Raw genomic sequence first — 16643 nt, forward strand, 5'->3', positions numbered from 1 at the left:
CTCCTGCTTCAGCGGAGACACTCTGAATCAATACACGCACTGAATTTCAAGAGGCTGATTGGGTTTAGACCCTAGAGAACACTTTATAGGTTATTCTACACTTGCGTTATTTCCGGCCTCCGTGCTTGTTCCGCAATTCCTGAAAGGCTTGACCAAAAGACAAATGCCAGACGAGCAGATCGACGTTGAAAAGACCGCAAACGGTTCCGAAAAGGCGGGCAAGCGTCGCTCTGGGCGCAAGCCTGGCCGACCAAAGAAGGACGGTGGCCTCAAGGAAAGAATCCTTGATGAAGCAGAGCTTGCTTTCGCCAAGACGGGCTTTGCAGGCACCAGCACGCGCGACATTGCCAAACAGGCTAATGTAAACCAGGGCCTGATCCGCTACTACTTTGAGAGCAAAGAACAGCTGTACAAGGACGTGTTCCATCGGCGAGGTGAAGAACTCGCCGGGAGGCGGCATGTCCTGCTCGATCGCCTTCTAGCATCGAAGCCAGACTATACCGTCGAAGATGTCATTCGGGCCTATTTGGAACCACAATGGGACCTGAAGTATTCCAATGCTTCGGGAGCGGCCTTTGTCACATTGCAGGCCCGGATCCACGCCGAGAAGGATGAACAGTCGCTCGCTCTGCGTCGCGAAATCTATGATGCGCCGGTAAAGCGCTATATCGGGGCCTTGGTACCTCTGCTCCCGCATCTCTCGCGCGAAGTTGTCAGCCTGCGCATGGCGTTTCTGGTTGGCACCTACCTGTTCATGCTCAACGATCTTGGACGTATCGAAGACCTCAGCCAAGGCAAGGTCATCGATCTCGGCAAGGAAGAGATGCTCGACAACCTGGTGCTGTTCCTTGCCGCCGGCCTGCGCGCGGATTCTCCCGAATAGACTTCGCCGGCCCTGCTAAGCGTAGCAAATCAGGCTGCTTCGAATTTTAGTTCGGCGGCCTTGCAAAAGGCGTTCTTCGACTGGATCTTGCCATCCTTGATCGTGAGGATGTCGAGGCCGTCGAGCTTGCTGACCTGTCCGCCATCGCCCTTGATCTGCAAGGTCCAGTTCACCAGTGCCTTCGAAGCCGCGTCGTCAAAGATGGCATCGGTGATAATATATTCACTGCTGCCCGGCTCCCCTTCAAACAACGGTGCCATGGCCGCGTGGATCGCGTCGATCCCCTGATGCACGACGTTGCCGGGATCAATGTAACAACCATCCTCAAGAAATGACGCGATCACGCCATCGAGATCGTCTGAGTTGAATCGCGCCATGAAACGCAGGGCGATCTGTTCAATTGAGGACATCGGCTAATCTCCAAAAATTCAGAAAGGCAGGAATTTAGCTGCGGGCAATTCGCAAATCGCCAATCGGGAGCTGACGAATGCGCGGCCCGCCTGCATCTGCAATGGCATTGATCAGCGCTGCGATGGTAATCGGGATCGAGTCTTCTCCCACACTTGTGGGGGCTTCGCCGGACTCCAGTACGTCAATCTGCACAGTCGGCATGCGATCCATCTTCAGGATCGGGTAGTCGTGGAAATTGCTTTGCCTTACCTGCCCATTCTCGATCGTGATTTCGCTCAGCAACGCGGTCGTCAGCGCATAGGCAATGCCGCCTTCCAACTGACCATGCACAATATCCGGATTGATCACCGTGCCTGCATCGATGGCCACATATACCCGATCTATCGAGAGCAAGCCGTCCACACCGAAGGAAACGTCAACAATTGCCGCCTTGGTGGAAGAGTCGTAGCCGGCGTAATAGTCAGAATCGCTAACAGCAATGCCACGGCCTGTGCCGCGATGTTTGGGGGCATTCCACCCACCATTTTGCACCGCATGGTCCAACAGGCGTCTGTTGCGCTCAGCGCGGCCAACCGCCAGCTCCCGCCCTTCCAGGTCTTGCGGAATATGATCGGGATCGAGCAGCCCACGATAGAAGCTGACCGGGTCCTGACCACTGGCCTGCCGCAATTCATCCAGGAAGCTGAAGTTCATCCACAAATGTTGCGTAAACCCGACCCCGCGCATCCAACCGAACGGAACCGGCGATTCCATGTCACGCTTGTACCGAAATCGCGTGTTCTCGGGCCGGAATGGGAATCTCACTGCACCATATGACTGCTCGGCCGCCATCGAACTGGCCACGGAGCAAGACCAACAGGTCACGTTCCCCTGTCCGTCCAGTCCGCCATCGAACTGCGCTACGGTCAGTGGCGCATAGTAGCTCCTGCGCAGGCTTTCCTCGCGGCTTTGTATCAATTTCACCGGTGTTCCAGGCATCGCCATGGCAATCTGGATTACCTGGTGGACGAAATCGTTTTGCAGCCTGCGCCCGAAACCGCCGCCGGCATCCTGCAAGTGCAGAATAGCCTTTTCCGGTGAGACACCAGCCAGTTCATAGGCAATGCGCCATGCATCATCGGGGAACTGGCTGTTGGTCCACAGATGCACTTCGCCATCTTCCACAAGCGCGCTGCAGTTCATCGGTTCGAGCGGAGCGGGCTCCATAAATGGATAGCGATACTCGCTCGATATGCGCTGGGCCGCCTCGGCCATCGCAGCGTCGACATTGCCTGTTTCGGCAACTGTAGGGATGTCTCCCCGTGCAAGCTCGGCCATGGTTTCAAAATAGGTGGCGCTCGAGAAATCCGCATGATCACCAGCATCCCAATCGATTGCCAGGCGATCGAGTGCCGATTTCGCCTGCCACCAGCTATCGGCAACAACCGCCACGGCATCATCCATATGGACAGGTGCCGCCCAAAGGTCCGGATCCTCGCCTTCGGGCACAGGCGAGTTGTAGCCGACGTGTGCGCCCTCGACTTTCACGATTTCAGGATTGCCTGCCATGCCGGCGATGGAACCCGCGTCATAGTTTATCAGGCTGCCACCAAATGTGGGAGATTGCTTGATCGCAACAAAGCGCATTCCGGGTAGCTCGAAGTCGATCCCGAAGTCCTTTTGTCCTGTTGTCAATTCGCGAAGATCACGCCGCTCTACCGACTTGCCGACGAAGCTGCGGCTTGATGGCTCCTTGAAAACGATGCTCGCAGGCTCGGGCGGTGTCTTCTGTGCAGCCTCTTCAGCAAGATCTGCGTACGGAATTCGATCACCCGTCGCCATATTGACCACATGACTGGCCGAGGCCGTCAACTCATCCGGACCAAGGCCCAGCCGTTGCGCGGCCACATCGATCAGCATCATGCGGATCTGTGCCGCTGCCTGCTGTGTTGGTTCGTAGAGGTAATGTGCTGACAGGCTGCCTAGCGTCGTGGTCCAGACAAATACATTGTCACGCGCCTGGTTTTCCGCCGGGGAATAGGGCTCCACCTTGACCTGCTCCCAATCGAGCTCAAGCTCCTCAGCAAGCATTTGCGGAATTGTCGTCGAAACACCCTGACCCAGCTCAGTCTGGGGCACGCGCAACACCACAGTATTATCAGGTTGGATAATTACCCATGATAGCAGGTCTATGCCGTTTGTCGAATCATCATCCTCACCCAACCCCATCGAGCACGATGCAAGAGTGAGGGTAAAACTGACGCCTGCGGCTGTTGTGGCGATACCCCGAATGAATCCGCGGCGCGTGAGATTAATATCGCTCATTGGCCGTCCTTTGCGATCTGGATAGCTTCGCGAATGCGGTTGTAGGTCCCGCAGCGGCAGATATTCGTAACGCTGTCGGCGATTTCCTCAGCACTCTTGGCGTCGCTCGCATCCAACTGGGCGGCAACGGCCATGATCATGCCCGATTGGCAGTACCCGCACTGTGGCACACGCGCCTCACGCCAAGCCTGCTGCACACGATGATCGCCGGCTTCGTCCAGCCCCTCGATCGTAGTGATGGATGCGTCCTGGACCGCGTCCACCGGTGTAATGCAACTACGAACAGCTACGCCGTCGACATGCACGGTACACGCACCACATTGTCCGGCTCCGCAGCCAAACTTCGTACCCTTGAGGCCGAGCACATCGCGCAAAACCCACAGCAAGGGCGTTCCTTGCTCTACATCGAAGCTACGCTCTTCGCCGTTGACTCTCAGCTGCATGCCCAATCGCCCTTACGCCCTTTATTTCTTCATTCGAATAATTCACTTGAGCAATTTGTGCAAGCCTTTATGAGTGCGCTCATCGAAGTATCGTAAAAAAATGCTGCGAAAGCCATCCTAACACAATCCAAGATCATGTTCGCAGCTGGCATTCCGAGCAGGAAGGATTGAGAACAATGAAAATCCTCGTCCCGGTGAAGCGGGTGATAGATTACAACGTCAAGCCGCGCATCAAGGCTGATGGCAGCGGGATTGATCTGGCCAATGTGAAGATGAGCATGAACCCGTTTGACGAGATCGCGGTGGAAGAGGCGATCCGTCTGGCAGAGGCCGGTGCGGCAGAAGAAGTCGTGGTTGTCTCCATCGGTCCGGCCAAGGCGCAAGAGACTTTGCGTACGGCGATGGCGATGGGTGCGGATCGCGGCATTCTGGTTGAGACCGATGACGAAGTGGAGCCGCTCGCGGTTGCCAAGATTTTGAAGGCTGTTGTCGAAGAGGAAGGCCCAGGCCTGGTGGTCATGGGCAAGCAGGCGATTGATGATGACAGCAACCAGACCGGCCAGATGCTGGCCGCGCTGTGGGGCCGTCCGCAGGGAACCTTTGCCTCCAAGGTAGAGATTGATGGTGACAGCGTTTCCGTCACCCGCGAAGTTGATGCCGGGCTGGAGACGGTGAAGCTGTCCATGCCTGCGGTGATCACCACCGACCTGCGCCTGAACGAACCGCGTTACGCCAGCCTGCCCAACATCATGAAAGCGAAGAGCAAACCGCTGGCGACCAAGGCACCCGCCGATTACGGCGTGGACACTGCGCCGCGCCTGAAATTGCTGAAAGTGGAAGAACCGCCCGTGCGGCAGGCCGGGATCAAGGTCGGTTCGGTGGACGAACTGGTGACGAAATTGAAGGAACTGGGGATCTCGGCATGAACGTTCTGGTCCTCGTCGAACACGCCGGCGGCGGCGTGAAGGATGCCACGCTGTCCGCCATCACCGCCGCCAAGGCACTGGGCACCGTCCATGCGCTGGTCGCAGGCGATGGCGCAGATGCGCAATCTACCGCCACTGCCGCCGCGCAGATCGACGGCGTGGAAAAGGTGCTGCTGGCCAGCGATCCCGCCTATGCCGACATGCTGGCGGAAAATGTCAGCGCGCTGATCGTGCCGCTGATGGCGGGTTACGATGCACTGGTCGCGCCGGCTACCTCCAACGGCAAGAACATCGCCCCGCGCGTCGCCGCGCTGCTCGATGTGATGCAGCTGTCGGACATCATCGCAGTAGAAGGCCCCAAGACCTTCCGCCGCCCGATCTATGCCGGCAACGCCATCGCCACTGTCGAATCGTCGGATGCGAAACTGGTCATCACCGTGCGCACCACCGGCTTTGCCAAGGCACCGGCCACGGGTGGCAGCGCCGCTGTCGAAGCTATCAGCGGTTCAGGCGATGCGGGCCTGTCCAGCTTCGTCGGGCGCGAAGCCGAAGTGTCCGAACGCCCCGACCTCACCAGTGCACGCGTTGTCGTGTCGGGTGGCCGGGCGCTGAAGGATGCCGAAACCTTCCAGGCGATCATCGCTCCGCTGGCCGACAAGCTGGGCGCAGCCATCGGCGCATCGCGCGCGGCGGTGGACGCTGGCTACATCTCCAACGACAGCCAGGTCGGCCAGACCGGCAAGATCGTGGCGCCGGAATTCTACATCGCGGTCGGCATTTCCGGCGCGATCCAGCATCTGGCGGGCATGAAGGATTCCAAGGTGATCGTGGCGATCAACAAGGACCCGGACGCACCGATTTTCCAAATAGCGGACATTGGCTTGGTCGGTGACCTGTTCACCATTGTACCGGAACTGACCGCAAAGCTGTGACGGGGGCGCTGATGCCTCGCCCCCGTAAACCAGCCGGCCCGTTCCGGTACTTCAACTCGTCGCCCGAGGTGATCCGCCTGGTTGTGATGATGTACGTCCGCTTTCCGCTGAGCCTGCGCAACGTAGAAGACCTGCTGTTTGAGCGGGAGATCGACATCTGCCACGAGACGGTGCGGTTGTGGTGGAACAGGTTCGGTCCGATGTGCGTCTTGCAGGTGCAGCTTTCGCCTGGCTGGGCGATCGCTAGTTCGGCCCATAGGCCGCGCAGAATGTGTTGACCGCCGCCTCGACATCTTCCGCGATCATCTGTGCATTGGGCTTGCGTGTGCCTTTCGCCATGAATTCCTGGTAACAACCCGATTGGCACAGTGCGATAAAGTGCTGTGCCGCACGCATGCAATCGGCATCCGATCGGATGCGCCCCAGTTGCTGAAGATCGGCGAAATATTGCGCCACGATGCGCCAGCCGCGGGCCATTCCCTGTTCGTGAAACGCGGCGCCAAGCCCGGCAATCCCATGCGCCTCGGCAGTCACAATACGCCTCAGCGCCGTGATCGGCTCGGACATCAGGGCAGCAAGGAGATGGCGCCCGAACTCACCGAGCGCTTCTTCCAGCGGCCGATCGCGGACCAGCGCGATTTCGATACGTGCGCCATATTCGTCGATGAGATCCTCGGCCACCGCCATGAACAAGGCGGGCTTGCCATGGAAATACGACCATAGGGTGGTTTTCGATCCCCCCGCCCGCGCGGCGATTGCCGACATCGACACCGCCTCATAGCCCTGCGAGAGAAACAGCTCTCGCGCCACCGCAAGAATAGCTGCCCTGCGCGCCGCGCTGCCCTTGTGTCCGTCTTTTCCCACCAAATGATACTATGCAGTATCATTTGTGTTGACAACCGCCTTTCTCGGGTTCAGTTCGCCGCCAATGATACCGGTCAGTACGGCAGGGTGATGATGCGGACTGCGATTTTGGTGATGGGGCTGGTGCTGTCCGGCTGCGCATCGCTGCCACAGCTGGATCCGCCGCCGGCCCTGCGCGATCCGGCAGGACTGGCCGGCGCTGCCGTGCTTGCGGCGTACGAGGGCGATTTCCCGACCGACCGCTGGTGGCTGATGCTGGGCGACCCGGTGCTTGACCAATTGGTGGGGGAGGGTCTTGCCGCGTCTCCTGATATGGCCGGGGCCGCCGCGCGGGCGCGGCGCGCAGCGGCGTTTCAGGATCAGGCACAGGCCGCACTGCTGCCGACCCTGGCAGCGGAAGCCAGCGGCGCCGGGGTGCGGATCAGCCAGAACCAGGGTTTCCCTCCCGGTCTGATCCCTGGCAGCCTGCTGAGCCGGGGCCGGATTGCGGCTCTGGCGGAGTTCGATCTCGATCTGTGGGGCCGTAAACGTTCCGCGCTTGCGGCGGCAACATCTGCCGCGCAAGCGGCGCAGGCTGACATGGCCCAGGCTCGGCTGCTCCTCATCTCGGCGATCGTTGCCGCTTATATCGATCTTGACCAGTTGTTTGCCCGCCGGAGCCTTGCCGAGGCGGCGCTGGACATTGCCCGGCAGGAACAGGCTCTGGTCGCATCGCGCGCAGCGCAGGGGCTTGAGAACAATGCCGCCACAAGCCGCGCGGAAAGTCAGGCCAGCCGTGCCGAACTCGAACTTGCGGCCATTGACGAGGCCATTGCCCTTTCCCGCAACGCCCTGGCGGCGCTGGCCGGTGCCGGCCCGGATCGCGGCCTGGTGATTGTCCGGCCAACGCTGGCCGAGCCCCGCTCGCTGGCCTTGCCGGCCAATCTGCCCGTTGATCTGGTCGGCCGGCGGCCCGACCTTGTCGCTGCCCGCCTGCGGGCCGAAAGCGCGGCGGCAGGCATCGGGGTAGCCCGGGCGAACTTCTATCCCGATATCAATCTGGCCGCCCTTGTCGGGCTTGAGGCCATCGGCATCGACAACCTCTTTTCCGGTTCTTCGTTGATTGCCAATGTCGGGCCCGCGCTGCGCCTGCCCCTGTTCGATGGCGGTGCGGCGCGGGCCGGCTATCGTTCGGCCCGGGCGGAGTATGACGAGGCCGTCTCCCAATACAATGCGGTGCTGATCGACGCGGTCCGGCAGGTTGCCGATGCGGTGGCAAGCAAGCGCAGCCTGGTCGATCAGATCGGTGCTGCCCGGCGCGCCGCAGATGGGGCGCAGGCCAGCCTTTCCGTGGCAAGCGAGCGCTACGCGGCGGGGCTTGTCGATCGTCGCAGCGTTCTTGCAGCAGAGCGCGAACTGATCGTCGCAAGGGCCGCACTTGTCGCTCTCAACAGTCGCAATCACCAGGCCGATGCCGCGCTTGCCGTCGCTCTTGGCGGCGGGTTCATGGCGGATTCGGCCAGCACATCGGAACCTGAACGATGAACACCTCCGCTTCGCCCGACATGGCCGCCACCCCGGACGATGCGCCGCCGGCCAATCGCCGCAAGACCGCGCTGATCCGTCTTGGCCTCATCATCGCTCTTTGCGCTGCCGCTTGGGCGGGCTGGCATTTCCTGTTCCAGCGCGGGTTCGTCAGCACCGATAACGCCTATGTCGGTGCGGAAAGCGCGGTGATTACGCCGCGCATCGCGGCAGCGGTGGTGGAAGTGCAGGTATCAGATACTCAGGAAGTCGCGGTCGGGGACATCCTGGTGCGCCTGGACGACGCGGATGCCCGTGCAGAAGTGGCTGCGGCTGAAGCGGCCCTGCGCCAGGCACGCCAGCGCTTCCAGCAAGCCCAGGCCAACGGCCGCAGCCAGGACGCGCGCGTTGCCGGGGCAGGCGCAGAAGCCTCTCAGGCGCGGGCGCGTCTGGCCTTGGCCGAGGAGGATCTGCGGCGCGCTGATGACGCCCTTGCCCGACGCGAGGGGCTGGCTGCATCGGGCGCTGTGGCCGGTGAGGAACTGGCGCAGGCCCGCACCGCCGCCGCCGTTGCGCGTGCCAATGTCGAAGCTGCGCGCAGCGCGGTTCGGGCGGCCGAAGCGGGGCGCGCGGCGGCTTCGGGCAGCGCCGATGCCATTGCGGTCGTCACCGGGGTGGGCAGCATCGAAGCCGATCCGGATGTGGTTGCCGCGCAGGCACGGCTCGATGCCGCCCGTCTGATGCTGGAGCGCACCATTATCCGGGCGCCAGTCGCGGGGGTGATATCCCAGCGGCAGGTGCAGGTCGGTCAGCAGGTGACGCCCGGCGCGCCGCTCATGCGGATCATCCCGCTTGCGCAGGTCTATGTCGATGCCAATTTCCGGGAAACGCAGCTGCGTGACGTGAAGGTTGGGCAAAGCGTGCGGCTGACATCGGACCTTTACGGCTCGGGCGTCGAGTTTCGCGGCAGGGTTGCCGGGATCGGGGCCGCTTCCGGCGCGGCGACGGCCTTGATTCCGGCACAAAATGCCACGGGCAACTGGGTGAAGGTGGTGCAGCGCATCCCGGTGCGCATAGCGCTCGATCCGGCGGAGCTTACGCAGCACCCGCTTCCCGTTGGCGCCTCGATGGAGGCCGAAATCGATACGAAGGGCTGAGGCGGTGGGTGCGAGCGGCCAATCTGCCGAGTCCGGAGGCGCAACAGAGCCTGGGCCACTGACCGGTGTGGCCCTTTATCTGGCCGCCTTTGCGCTGGCACTTTGCAACTTTGTCGTCGTCCTCGATATCACCATTGCCAATGTTTCGGTGCCGCACATATCGGGCGGGCTTGCCGTTTCGCCGAGCCAGGGCCTGTGGGTGCTCACATCCTATGCCGTGGCCGAGGCGATTACCGTTCCGCTTACCGGCTGGTTGGCCTCCCGGTTCGGGACGGTGCGCATGCTGATACTTTGCGTGGGCGGGTTTGGCCTCGCATCCTTTTTGTGCGGCATATCGACCTCGATCGAGATGCTGGTTATCGCCCGCGTCTTCCAGGGCCTTTCCGGCGGGCCGATCATGCCGTTGACACAGACCATGCTGACCCGCATCTTTCCGCCCGAAAAGGTGCCGATGGCCATGGGTCTGTGGGCTACCACCACGATTGCAGCACCGATCTTCGGGCCGATCCTCGGCGGCTGGCTCAGCGACAACTGGAGCTGGCACTGGATCTTTTTCATCAACCTTCCGGTGATTGGCTTTTGCCTCTTCATCTTCCTGCGCAGCCTTGGCCGTTATGAGACGGTCATTCGCCGGCCCCGCCTCGACAAGGTTGGCCTGGCTTTGCTGATCGTCTGGGTCAGCGCGTTCCAGATGATGTTGGAAACGGGCCGGGAGCATGACTGGTTCAATTCGGATGTGGTCGTCGCAATGGCGATTGCCGCGGCAATCGGCTTTGCCGCTTTCGTGGTCTGGGAGTGGTATGAACCCGATCCGGTAGTCAACATCCGGCTTTTGAAGGATCGAACGCTGGCCGTGTCCACCCTGGCCATATCAGTCGGCTTTGCATCCCTGTTCGCTTCGGTGGTGCTGGTGCCGCTGTGGATGCAGCAGGTGCTGGGCTACACGGCCTCCGATGCCGGTCTTGTCACCGGCTTTCAGGGCGTTCTGGCTATCCTTGTTGCCCCAATTGCGGCCTTGTTGCTGAACCGGGTCGATGTGCGCCTGACGGTCAGCATCGGGGTCTTGTGGCTTGGTTTCACCACCTTGCTGCGGCTTGGCTGGAATACCGATTCCTCGTTCTGGTCGCTCGCGCTTCCGCAACTCCTCCAGGGAATCGGGATGCCCTTCTTCTTCGTCGGGTTGACGGCTCTGTCGATCGCTACCATGCGGCCCGATCAGGTCGCGTCAGCAGCCGGGATCGTCACTTTCAGCCGCACGATGGCCGGAGCCGTCGCGACTGCCTTGGCCTCGACACTCTGGATCGACAACGGACGCATCCAGCGCGCGGAAATGGTGCAGGGCATGAATGATGCGCAGGGCACCACCGGAATGCTGCAAGGCTACGGCCTGAGCCAGGAGCAGAGCTACGCGGTCGTGGAACGCGTGCTCGAAACGCAGGCACTTACCGGATCGGCGTTACATGTGTTTGGGCTCACCTTCGCCTTGTTCATCATTGCGGCGCTTACGATCTGGCTGGCTCCCCGGCCGAAAAAGGCGCTCAATCCCGGTAGCGGGCATTGATGAGGCCGGCCTGATCCTGGGAGGTGAAACGCCGCATTTTCGGTTCCCTTCGCCGGACCGAACTTGTCCGCAGAGCAGCGAACGGTCTCATGCGTCACGCCGTCCCGCATTCGGCGAGCATCCCCTCGACATCGCGCAGGCTCGTCGTGAAGCGGAAATAGGGCCAAGACAGCCAGCCGGATCGTGTCGGGCGGAACCCGGTGGCGCCTGAAGGATATGGGGTAAGTTCTCGCCTCTCTATGCGACGAACGTCAAGCTGCGGAGACACGTCAATGTTTCCCGGACAGCACCGGGCAGGTCATGCTCCGCCAATCGGAGGCGAGCTGCGGTCAGGCTGGCAGCGCCTTGCTGGCCGGTCATCTGCTGACCGTGATGCTGGCTTGCAGATCGGTTGGACGGATAACCGGCAGGAGCGGGGCATCGGCCACAAGCTTGACCCACAGCGTGTCCCCGTCCCGGAAATAGGATGTCGCGTTCGCTGCGCGCAAGGCGTCCATGCTGCCCTGTTCCGTTCCGGAGGCAGCATTGGTGAAACCCGGCAGTTCGAACAGCACCCATGAGCCCTCGTCCATTTCGGCCAGGCTGAGCGTGACTTGCGGCCTTTCGGTCTTGACCTGGATCTCGGTGCCTGCCCGCACCGTGCTCTGGTCGCCGGAGACGCGAAACTCCCTGCCACCCCGAACCAGCGATATGGGGGCCTGCGGGGCACGGCGCGAGAACAGGGCCGTACGCTGCGCCCGGACGAGCGGTGTGTCGGGAGCATTCGGGCCGAGCGAGGCAAGCAGGGCGAAGCGCGCGGTCCGCGATTCCAGATCGACTGCGGCGGGAAGTTCTCCCCTGGCGTCCGAGAGATTGAGGCGGCCGATATCGCCGGTGCACACCGCCGCGTTCCAGGTGGGACGGATGTCGCAGGTGTCGTCGGTGGCGACGCTGTCATTCTCGCCATCGTGGAGCAGGATCTGGGAGCCGGGGATGCCGGTCACCGATCCATCGAGGTCGCGAAACGACAGGGTCCGGTAGGCGTTGCCGCCGCGGTTGTCATTATCGAACCGGGCGTCGAAGGCCGGGAAATAGACCGGCTTGGCGTTAACGAACTGAGCACCGCTGATCGTGCTTCCGGTGCTCAGCCCAGCGCTTGTGAACAGCAGGAAGGACAGTGCTCCGGTCTTGCGTCGGTCATTGTCCTGGAAATTCACGAATGTCGTGTTCACCACATCATCGCGGTAATCATAATATTCGTAGCCGCGAATGGGGAAATCGGGGATCGCCGGCTTCGGCAGGCTGCGGCCATAGGCGCGTTCCTCCGCGGTGCGCGGATTGCCGATATTGGCGGTTTCGCCCACCACCAGCGAGTCTACCAGGCGCGAACTGAAGGGCAGGCTGCCGATGTCGCCAGCGGCCTGCGTCATGCCAATCGCATTGTCCGCAAGTTTCAGGTTGCTGTACACGTAAAGATCGCCCCGACCCCACAAACCACCATTGCGGTTCTTGTAGGCGGTCAGGTTCTCGAAGTGCGTTTCCATCACTTCGCTTTCCAGATCGGTGGGATCTGTGAGGGGCAGCAAGGGGATCGAGGCCAGCCCGAACGTGTTGTCGTGGTCGATGTGCCGGTCGATCAGGAACCCGTCGAAATTGGAATGGGCCACATTGCCCCGGAACGCCCGCAGCGGCGTCCGGCGCGGCCAGGTGTTGCGGCTGATCTCGGTGTCCAGGAAGGCGCCATTGGGGTGCTCGGGTATCGAAAACCAGAAACCGACCTGGTCGGAACCGGCCGCCACATTGTCGATATAGCTGTTGTCCGGGTTGGTGATCCAGAAGGACGCCACGGTGTTGTCCGAAGGGAGCAGGGTGTTGCCGCCGTGGAAGCTGGCCTGCCTGTAGGCCGCCGCATCGGCAAAGCTGGCGTCTCTCTCCCCGTTGGCGGCAAGGTTGGTGGGCACGCAATCCAGCGTGGGGTGACACTTGGTCTGGATCGCCACGTTCCTGATGAAGGCGTTGCCCGTCTCGATCCCGTCTTCCATGAAGAAGCAATGGCCCACGGTGTTGTAGGTCACATTGTTCTCCACGCGCAGATTGTTGGTGCCGTGCACCGTTACGCAGCGGTTGAAGGTGTCGTGGATGGATGAGTTGCGCACATACTGGCCCTGGCCTTCGCCAAGCAGGTGCCAGTGGATCGGATAGCGCGCCAGCGTGAGGTGCTGGCCCATCCGGTTGAGCTCGACACCGTCCACGAACAGCCGCGAGCCCGCCATCGCCATGATGTGCCCGCCGAAATGGCTCTCGCTGGCATCCTCGGATGCCTGGATGCGGATATTGCGCGTCAGATTGGCAACCTCTCCCCGCTCATCCACGCCAAAGGTGATCTCGCCGAAATGCATATATTCCAGCGGCTCGGCAAAATGCAGCGTGTTGCCGCGCACCGCCGTGATCGTGCGCCGTTCGGCCTGGCGCGGGTCGAAATCGGTCGAGGCAAGGACGATTTCGTCACCCACGTGCCAGCCGCTTGCGTCCAGTACCTCGATCGCGGTCGCCCCGGCTGCGGCAGTGACGGCCAGCTTGGACCAGCTGTGGCTGCGGTTGCCATGCAGGCTCAGCGTCCCGCGCAGCAGGATGATCCCCCGGTCACCCATCGTGTTGATGTCCTCGCCCTTCACCTCGTCGGTCAGGGTGATGGTGGCGTTGTGGGTATAGGGCCGGGCCTCGGTGCCGATCTCCAGTTCGCCCCCGGCAACATAAATCCATTCGGTAGTCAGATTGAGGTCGCGATCGTCGGCAAAGCGCAGGGCGCCCTGCACGGTCAGGCTGCGCAGCGCGGGCGGGCTGACATCCAGCGTCATGTCCACATCGCGCGCAATGGTCACCGCATCGCCGGCGCGCGGCACGCGGCCATCGGGCCATGCGGCCGGATCGGACCAGCGCGCTGCCCGCCGTGCTGCCGGCGCGCCATCGACCGGCATCTCCATGCCTGTGTGGGACGCGTGATCATGCTGGGCCAAAGCGGCAGATCCTGTCCCCAGCAGGGCTGCGATCGCCAAAAGCACGGCGAATTTGGGCAAGCAAGACTGCAGCCGCATGGCCATTTCCCCTCCCGCAGGCTCCCAGTCCTGCACCTGTAATTTTTTCCAAGCTTGCCGCGCGGAAGCCGGTTTGCCAAGCGCATATGCGTTCACCGCGCATGCCAGTGCGAACACCGCCTATGGGGTGGGCCTATGCTACCTGGAACCGGATAGCGAGCGCCATGACCGGCACCGGCTGCAGCACAGGCACGGTGACGCTGCGCCTTGGCCTGCCCCGGCGAAGGCCGATGATCCGACGGTCGCGCTGGCTGGCAATGGTGGCGGCAAGGCAACGAAGTTCAGGACCGCACGATCCGCCCGTCGAGCAATTCGATCCGGCGCGGGCATTGGCCGGCAATATGCTCGTCATGGGTGGAAATCAGGAAGCTGGTTGCCAGCGTCTGGTTGATCGAACGGATGAGCTGCATCACCTGGTCTGCCGCTTGCCGGTCCAGATTGCCCGTCGGCTCATCGGCCAGCACCAGCACCGGCTGGTTGATCAGCGCGCGGGCCACGGCCACGCGCTGGCGCTGCCCGCCGGAGAGGGCGCCGGGGCGGTAGTCGCGCCGGTCGGCAAGGCCCACCGCGTCGAGCAGTTCGGCGGCGCGCTCCCGCATGGCGCGGCTCTCGCGCCCGGCCGCGGCGGCGGCGGGCATCATGACGTTTTCCAGCGCGGTCAGATCGGGCAGAAGGTGGTGGAACTGGAACACGAAGCCCAGATGCCGGCTGCGAAACGCGGTGCGCTCGGCATCGCTGGCCTGCATCAGGTCGACGCCCAGCATCTCGTGGCGGCCGCCGCTGGCGCGCATCAGCGTGCCCAGAATGGTGAGCAGCGTGCTTTTGCCCGAACCCGACGGGCCCAGCAGCGCGGCCATTTCGCCGGGGGCCATCGTCAGGTCGATGCCTTTCAGCACCTTTGCCTGCGCCTCTCCCTCGCCAAAGACCTTGGTGAGATCGCGCACGGAAAGGATCGGTTCGGCGCTCACGATCCGATGGCCTCTACCGGATCGATCCGCGCCGCGCGGCGGGCGGGCAGGATCGAGGCCAGCGCGGCGGCGAGCGTGGTCAGTGCAATCGCCAGCAGGAAATCGCCCTGCGCCTGGTCGATCGGCAAGCCGCCGCTCTCCACTTCGCTGACGGGCGGCAGGGGCAGCAGCACCAGCCAGGCCACCAGCGCGCCCACGACCGCGCCGATAAAGCCGATCAGCGTCCCTTCCAGCACGAAGATCGACACGACCAGCCGCTTGCTGGCGCCCATTGCGCGCATGATGCCGATTTCCGCCTGCCGCCGCACGATCGACAGTAGCATGGCGCTGGCAATGCCGACCACGATGGTGATCAGCGCAAAGGCCTTGATGATGGTGCCGGTGCGCGCCTGCGCGTCCAGCCCTTCGAACAGCTGGCTGTTGTCCTCGGTCCACGCGGTAGTCTTGAGGCCTGTCGAGCGGCGCAGCCGCGCGGCGATGGCGGCGGCGTCCGTGGCGGGTTCCACCTTGATCTCGATCCGCGAAATGCCCGTGGGCAGGTCGAACAGCGCGCGCGCCGTGGTGAAATCCATATAGACCGCCTGCCGATCGGCGCTGGCGACGCCCAGCGTGAAGATGCCGCTGATGCGGAAACTGCGCGCCCGCCCGCGCTCGGATGTCAGGCGCAGCACCTGCCCGGTGCGCAGGCCCAGATCGCCCGCCAACCGGCTGCCGATCAGTATGCCGTCGGTCGGCAAATTGCTGCTGCCATCAACAATGGCGCCCTCGATATCGGCAATGTCGGACAGCTTGCCCGGCATCACCCCGATCACGCCCACCGGCGCCAGCGCCTGTCCGCGTTCGACATAGGCCGAACCACGGATCTGCGGCGAGACGGCGGTGACGCCTGCTTCCGCCTCGATGATCGGCACGACCGGTTGCCAGATGGCGATTTGCTGGCGGCGGCTGAGGTCCTTCTGCAAGACCACCTGCGCACCCGATTGCGGGGCCAGGACAGCGGGATCGCGGTCGGGCATTTCCAGCACGATATGCGGGATGCTGCCCACCGTGCGCAGCGTCAGCAAGGTGGCAAGGCCGCCGATCAGCGCGCTCATGAAGATGAACACGCCCACGCCCAGCGCCACGCCCGACATCAGCAGCGCCGACTGCCCCGGATGAGACAGCAGATGCCGGAAGGCGAGCTTGACGGCGTAGGGGCTCATCCCTGGGGCGCTGTCCGCACCTTGACCTGTTCGCCCGGCTGGGCGGTATCGGGATCGGCCAGGATGTGCTCGCCCGCCTGCAGGCCGCTGGTGACGATCACGCTTTCGGCGGGCCAGTCGACGAAGCTGATCGCGCGTTCGATCACAATGCCATCGGCGGGGACGACGCGCACGCGCGCCTCGCCGCCGGACTGGATGATGGCGCTGCGCGGCACGCTGATGGCGCTCTCGCGCTGCTCGATCACCAGATTGACCGTCACGGTGAGGCCGGAGGGCGCGTCTACCGCCGCATCGGCCAGGCTGAGGCGGACATCGCGCGCACCCGTGGCCGGGTCAACGCGCTCCTCGCCCTGCGCCACCAGCTGCAGGCGGGCATTGGCCGGGCCGTCCTGGCCGAGCTCGAACTCGATGCTTT

At 62.8% G+C, this 16643-nt stretch carries 14 protein-coding genes and 1 pseudogene; 7 read left to right on the plus strand and 8 right to left on the minus strand.

Annotation, left to right across the window (positions count from 1 at the left end; all coding sequences use genetic code 11):
- The first annotated feature begins 121 nt into the window (after positions 1–121).
- Positions 122–883: a TetR/AcrR family transcriptional regulator gene (locus WFP39_RS14870; RefSeq protein WP_336920630.1), complete on the plus strand. Its 762-nt coding sequence runs from the start codon at positions 122–124 to the stop codon at positions 881–883.
- 29 nt (positions 884–912) lie between these two features.
- Here the strand turns inward: WFP39_RS14870 and WFP39_RS14875 are convergent, their stop codons facing one another.
- The 3 genes from WFP39_RS14875 to WFP39_RS14885 are packed head-to-tail and all read right to left on the minus strand — an operon-like array spanning position 913 to position 4041.
- Positions 913–1293, minus strand: a complete 381-nt coding sequence (locus WFP39_RS14875) for a nuclear transport factor 2 family protein (protein ID WP_336920631.1) — start codon at positions 1291–1293, stop codon at positions 913–915.
- 34 nt (positions 1294–1327) lie between these two features.
- A complete protein-coding gene (locus WFP39_RS14880) occupies positions 1328–3598 on the minus strand; it encodes a xanthine dehydrogenase family protein molybdopterin-binding subunit (protein ID WP_336920632.1) in 2271 nt (756 codons plus the stop codon).
- Positions 3595–4041 carry a (2Fe-2S)-binding protein gene (locus tag WFP39_RS14885; RefSeq protein WP_336920633.1) on the minus strand — a complete coding sequence of 149 codons (447 nt, stop codon included), beginning with the start codon at positions 4039–4041 and terminating at the stop codon, positions 3595–3597. The genes WFP39_RS14880 and WFP39_RS14885 overlap by 4 nt, the downstream gene beginning before the upstream one ends.
- A 176-nt stretch (positions 4042–4217) precedes the next feature.
- Here WFP39_RS14885 and WFP39_RS14890 point away from each other — a divergent pair, with 176 nt between their 5' ends.
- From WFP39_RS14890 to WFP39_RS15255, 3 genes and pseudogenes are all read left to right on the plus strand, one after another.
- The gene (locus WFP39_RS14890; protein WP_336920634.1) at positions 4218–4967 is read left to right on the plus strand and encodes an electron transfer flavoprotein subunit beta/FixA family protein; all 750 of its coding nucleotides are present in this window, start codon (positions 4218–4220) and stop codon (positions 4965–4967) included.
- Entirely contained in the window at positions 4964–5899 is a 936-nt protein-coding gene (locus tag WFP39_RS14895) for an electron transfer flavoprotein subunit alpha/FixB family protein (protein ID WP_336920635.1), read from the plus strand. Before WFP39_RS14890 ends, WFP39_RS14895 begins: the two co-directional genes overlap by 4 nt.
- Positions 5900–5910: 11 nt before the next feature.
- A pseudogene (locus tag WFP39_RS15255) lies at positions 5911–6099 on the plus strand (IS6 family transposase); the annotation flags it as partial.
- A 43-nt stretch (positions 6100–6142) separates the two neighbouring features.
- Here WFP39_RS15255 and WFP39_RS14900 read toward each other — a convergent pair.
- On the minus strand, positions 6143–6763 hold the full coding sequence (locus tag WFP39_RS14900; RefSeq protein ID WP_051221180.1) for a TetR/AcrR family transcriptional regulator: 621 nt from the start codon (positions 6761–6763) through the stop codon (positions 6143–6145).
- A gap of 90 nt (positions 6764–6853) precedes the next feature.
- Between WFP39_RS14900 and WFP39_RS14905 the strand changes: the two genes are divergently transcribed.
- The 3 genes from WFP39_RS14905 (at position 6854) to WFP39_RS14915 (ending at position 10984) form a co-directional block, all read left to right on the plus strand.
- A complete protein-coding gene (locus WFP39_RS14905) occupies positions 6854–8287 on the plus strand; it encodes an efflux transporter outer membrane subunit (protein ID WP_336920639.1) in 1434 nt (477 codons plus the stop codon).
- Positions 8284–9423 carry an efflux RND transporter periplasmic adaptor subunit gene (locus WFP39_RS14910; protein WP_336920636.1) on the plus strand — a complete coding sequence of 380 codons (1140 nt, stop codon included), beginning with the start codon at positions 8284–8286 and terminating at the stop codon, positions 9421–9423. The genes WFP39_RS14905 and WFP39_RS14910 overlap by 4 nt, the downstream gene beginning before the upstream one ends.
- Positions 9424–9490: 67 nt before the next feature.
- Positions 9491–10984, plus strand: coding sequence for a DHA2 family efflux MFS transporter permease subunit (locus tag WFP39_RS14915; protein WP_336920637.1), 1494 nt, complete (start codon positions 9491–9493; stop codon positions 10982–10984).
- Positions 10985–11340: 356 nt separating this feature from the next.
- On the opposite strand, the gene WFP39_RS14920 is transcribed toward WFP39_RS14915, so the two are convergent.
- The 4 genes from WFP39_RS14920 to WFP39_RS14935 form a co-directional block, all read right to left on the minus strand.
- Positions 11341–13947, minus strand: a complete 2607-nt coding sequence (locus WFP39_RS14920; protein WP_336920638.1) for a G8 domain-containing protein — start codon at positions 13945–13947, stop codon at positions 11341–11343.
- Between the two features lie 392 nt (positions 13948–14339).
- On the minus strand, positions 14340–15026 hold the full coding sequence (locus tag WFP39_RS14925; RefSeq protein WP_027443823.1) for an ABC transporter ATP-binding protein: 687 nt from the start codon (positions 15024–15026) through the stop codon (positions 14340–14342).
- Positions 15023–16228 (minus strand): ABC transporter permease, encoded by a 1206-nt coding sequence (locus WFP39_RS14930; protein WP_027443822.1) that lies wholly within the window; start codon positions 16226–16228, stop codon positions 15023–15025. The genes WFP39_RS14925 and WFP39_RS14930 overlap by 4 nt, the downstream gene beginning before the upstream one ends.
- Positions 16225–16643 (minus strand): efflux RND transporter periplasmic adaptor subunit (locus WFP39_RS14935; RefSeq protein WP_473829100.1); only part of this gene is annotated, 419 nt, incomplete at its 5' end. The genes WFP39_RS14930 and WFP39_RS14935, both read right to left, overlap by 4 nt.

The sequence above is a fragment of the Alteraurantiacibacter lauratis genome (assembly GCF_037154155.1).
GTDB classification, from domain to species: domain Bacteria; phylum Pseudomonadota; class Alphaproteobacteria; order Sphingomonadales; family Sphingomonadaceae; genus Alteraurantiacibacter; species Alteraurantiacibacter lauratis.

What these genes read in the sequence shown, in the direction of transcription:
- WFP39_RS14875 (WP_336920631.1), bottom strand. Translation starts at nt 1,293, where the DNA reads ATGTCCTCAATTGAACAGATCGCCCTGCGTTTCATGGCGCGATTCAAC.
- WFP39_RS14880 (WP_336920632.1), bottom strand. Translation starts at nt 3,598, where the DNA reads ATGAGCGATATTAATCTCACGCGCCGCGGATTCATTCGGGGTATCGCC.
- WFP39_RS14885 (WP_336920633.1), bottom strand. Translation starts at nt 4,041, where the DNA reads ATGCAGCTGAGAGTCAACGGCGAAGAGCGTAGCTTCGATGTAGAGCAA.
- WFP39_RS14890 (WP_336920634.1), top strand. Translation starts at nt 4,218, where the DNA reads ATGAAAATCCTCGTCCCGGTGAAGCGGGTGATAGATTACAACGTCAAG.
- WFP39_RS14895 (WP_336920635.1), top strand. Translation starts at nt 4,964, where the DNA reads ATGAACGTTCTGGTCCTCGTCGAACACGCCGGCGGCGGCGTGAAGGAT.
- WFP39_RS14905 (WP_336920639.1), top strand. Translation starts at nt 6,854, where the DNA reads ATGATGCGGACTGCGATTTTGGTGATGGGGCTGGTGCTGTCCGGCTGC.
- WFP39_RS14910 (WP_336920636.1), top strand. Translation starts at nt 8,284, where the DNA reads ATGAACACCTCCGCTTCGCCCGACATGGCCGCCACCCCGGACGATGCG.
- WFP39_RS14920 (WP_336920638.1), bottom strand. Translation starts at nt 13,947, where the DNA reads ATGGAGATGCCGGTCGATGGCGCGCCGGCAGCACGGCGGGCAGCGCGC.
- WFP39_RS14930 (WP_027443822.1), bottom strand. Translation starts at nt 16,228, where the DNA reads ATGAGCCCCTACGCCGTCAAGCTCGCCTTCCGGCATCTGCTGTCTCAT.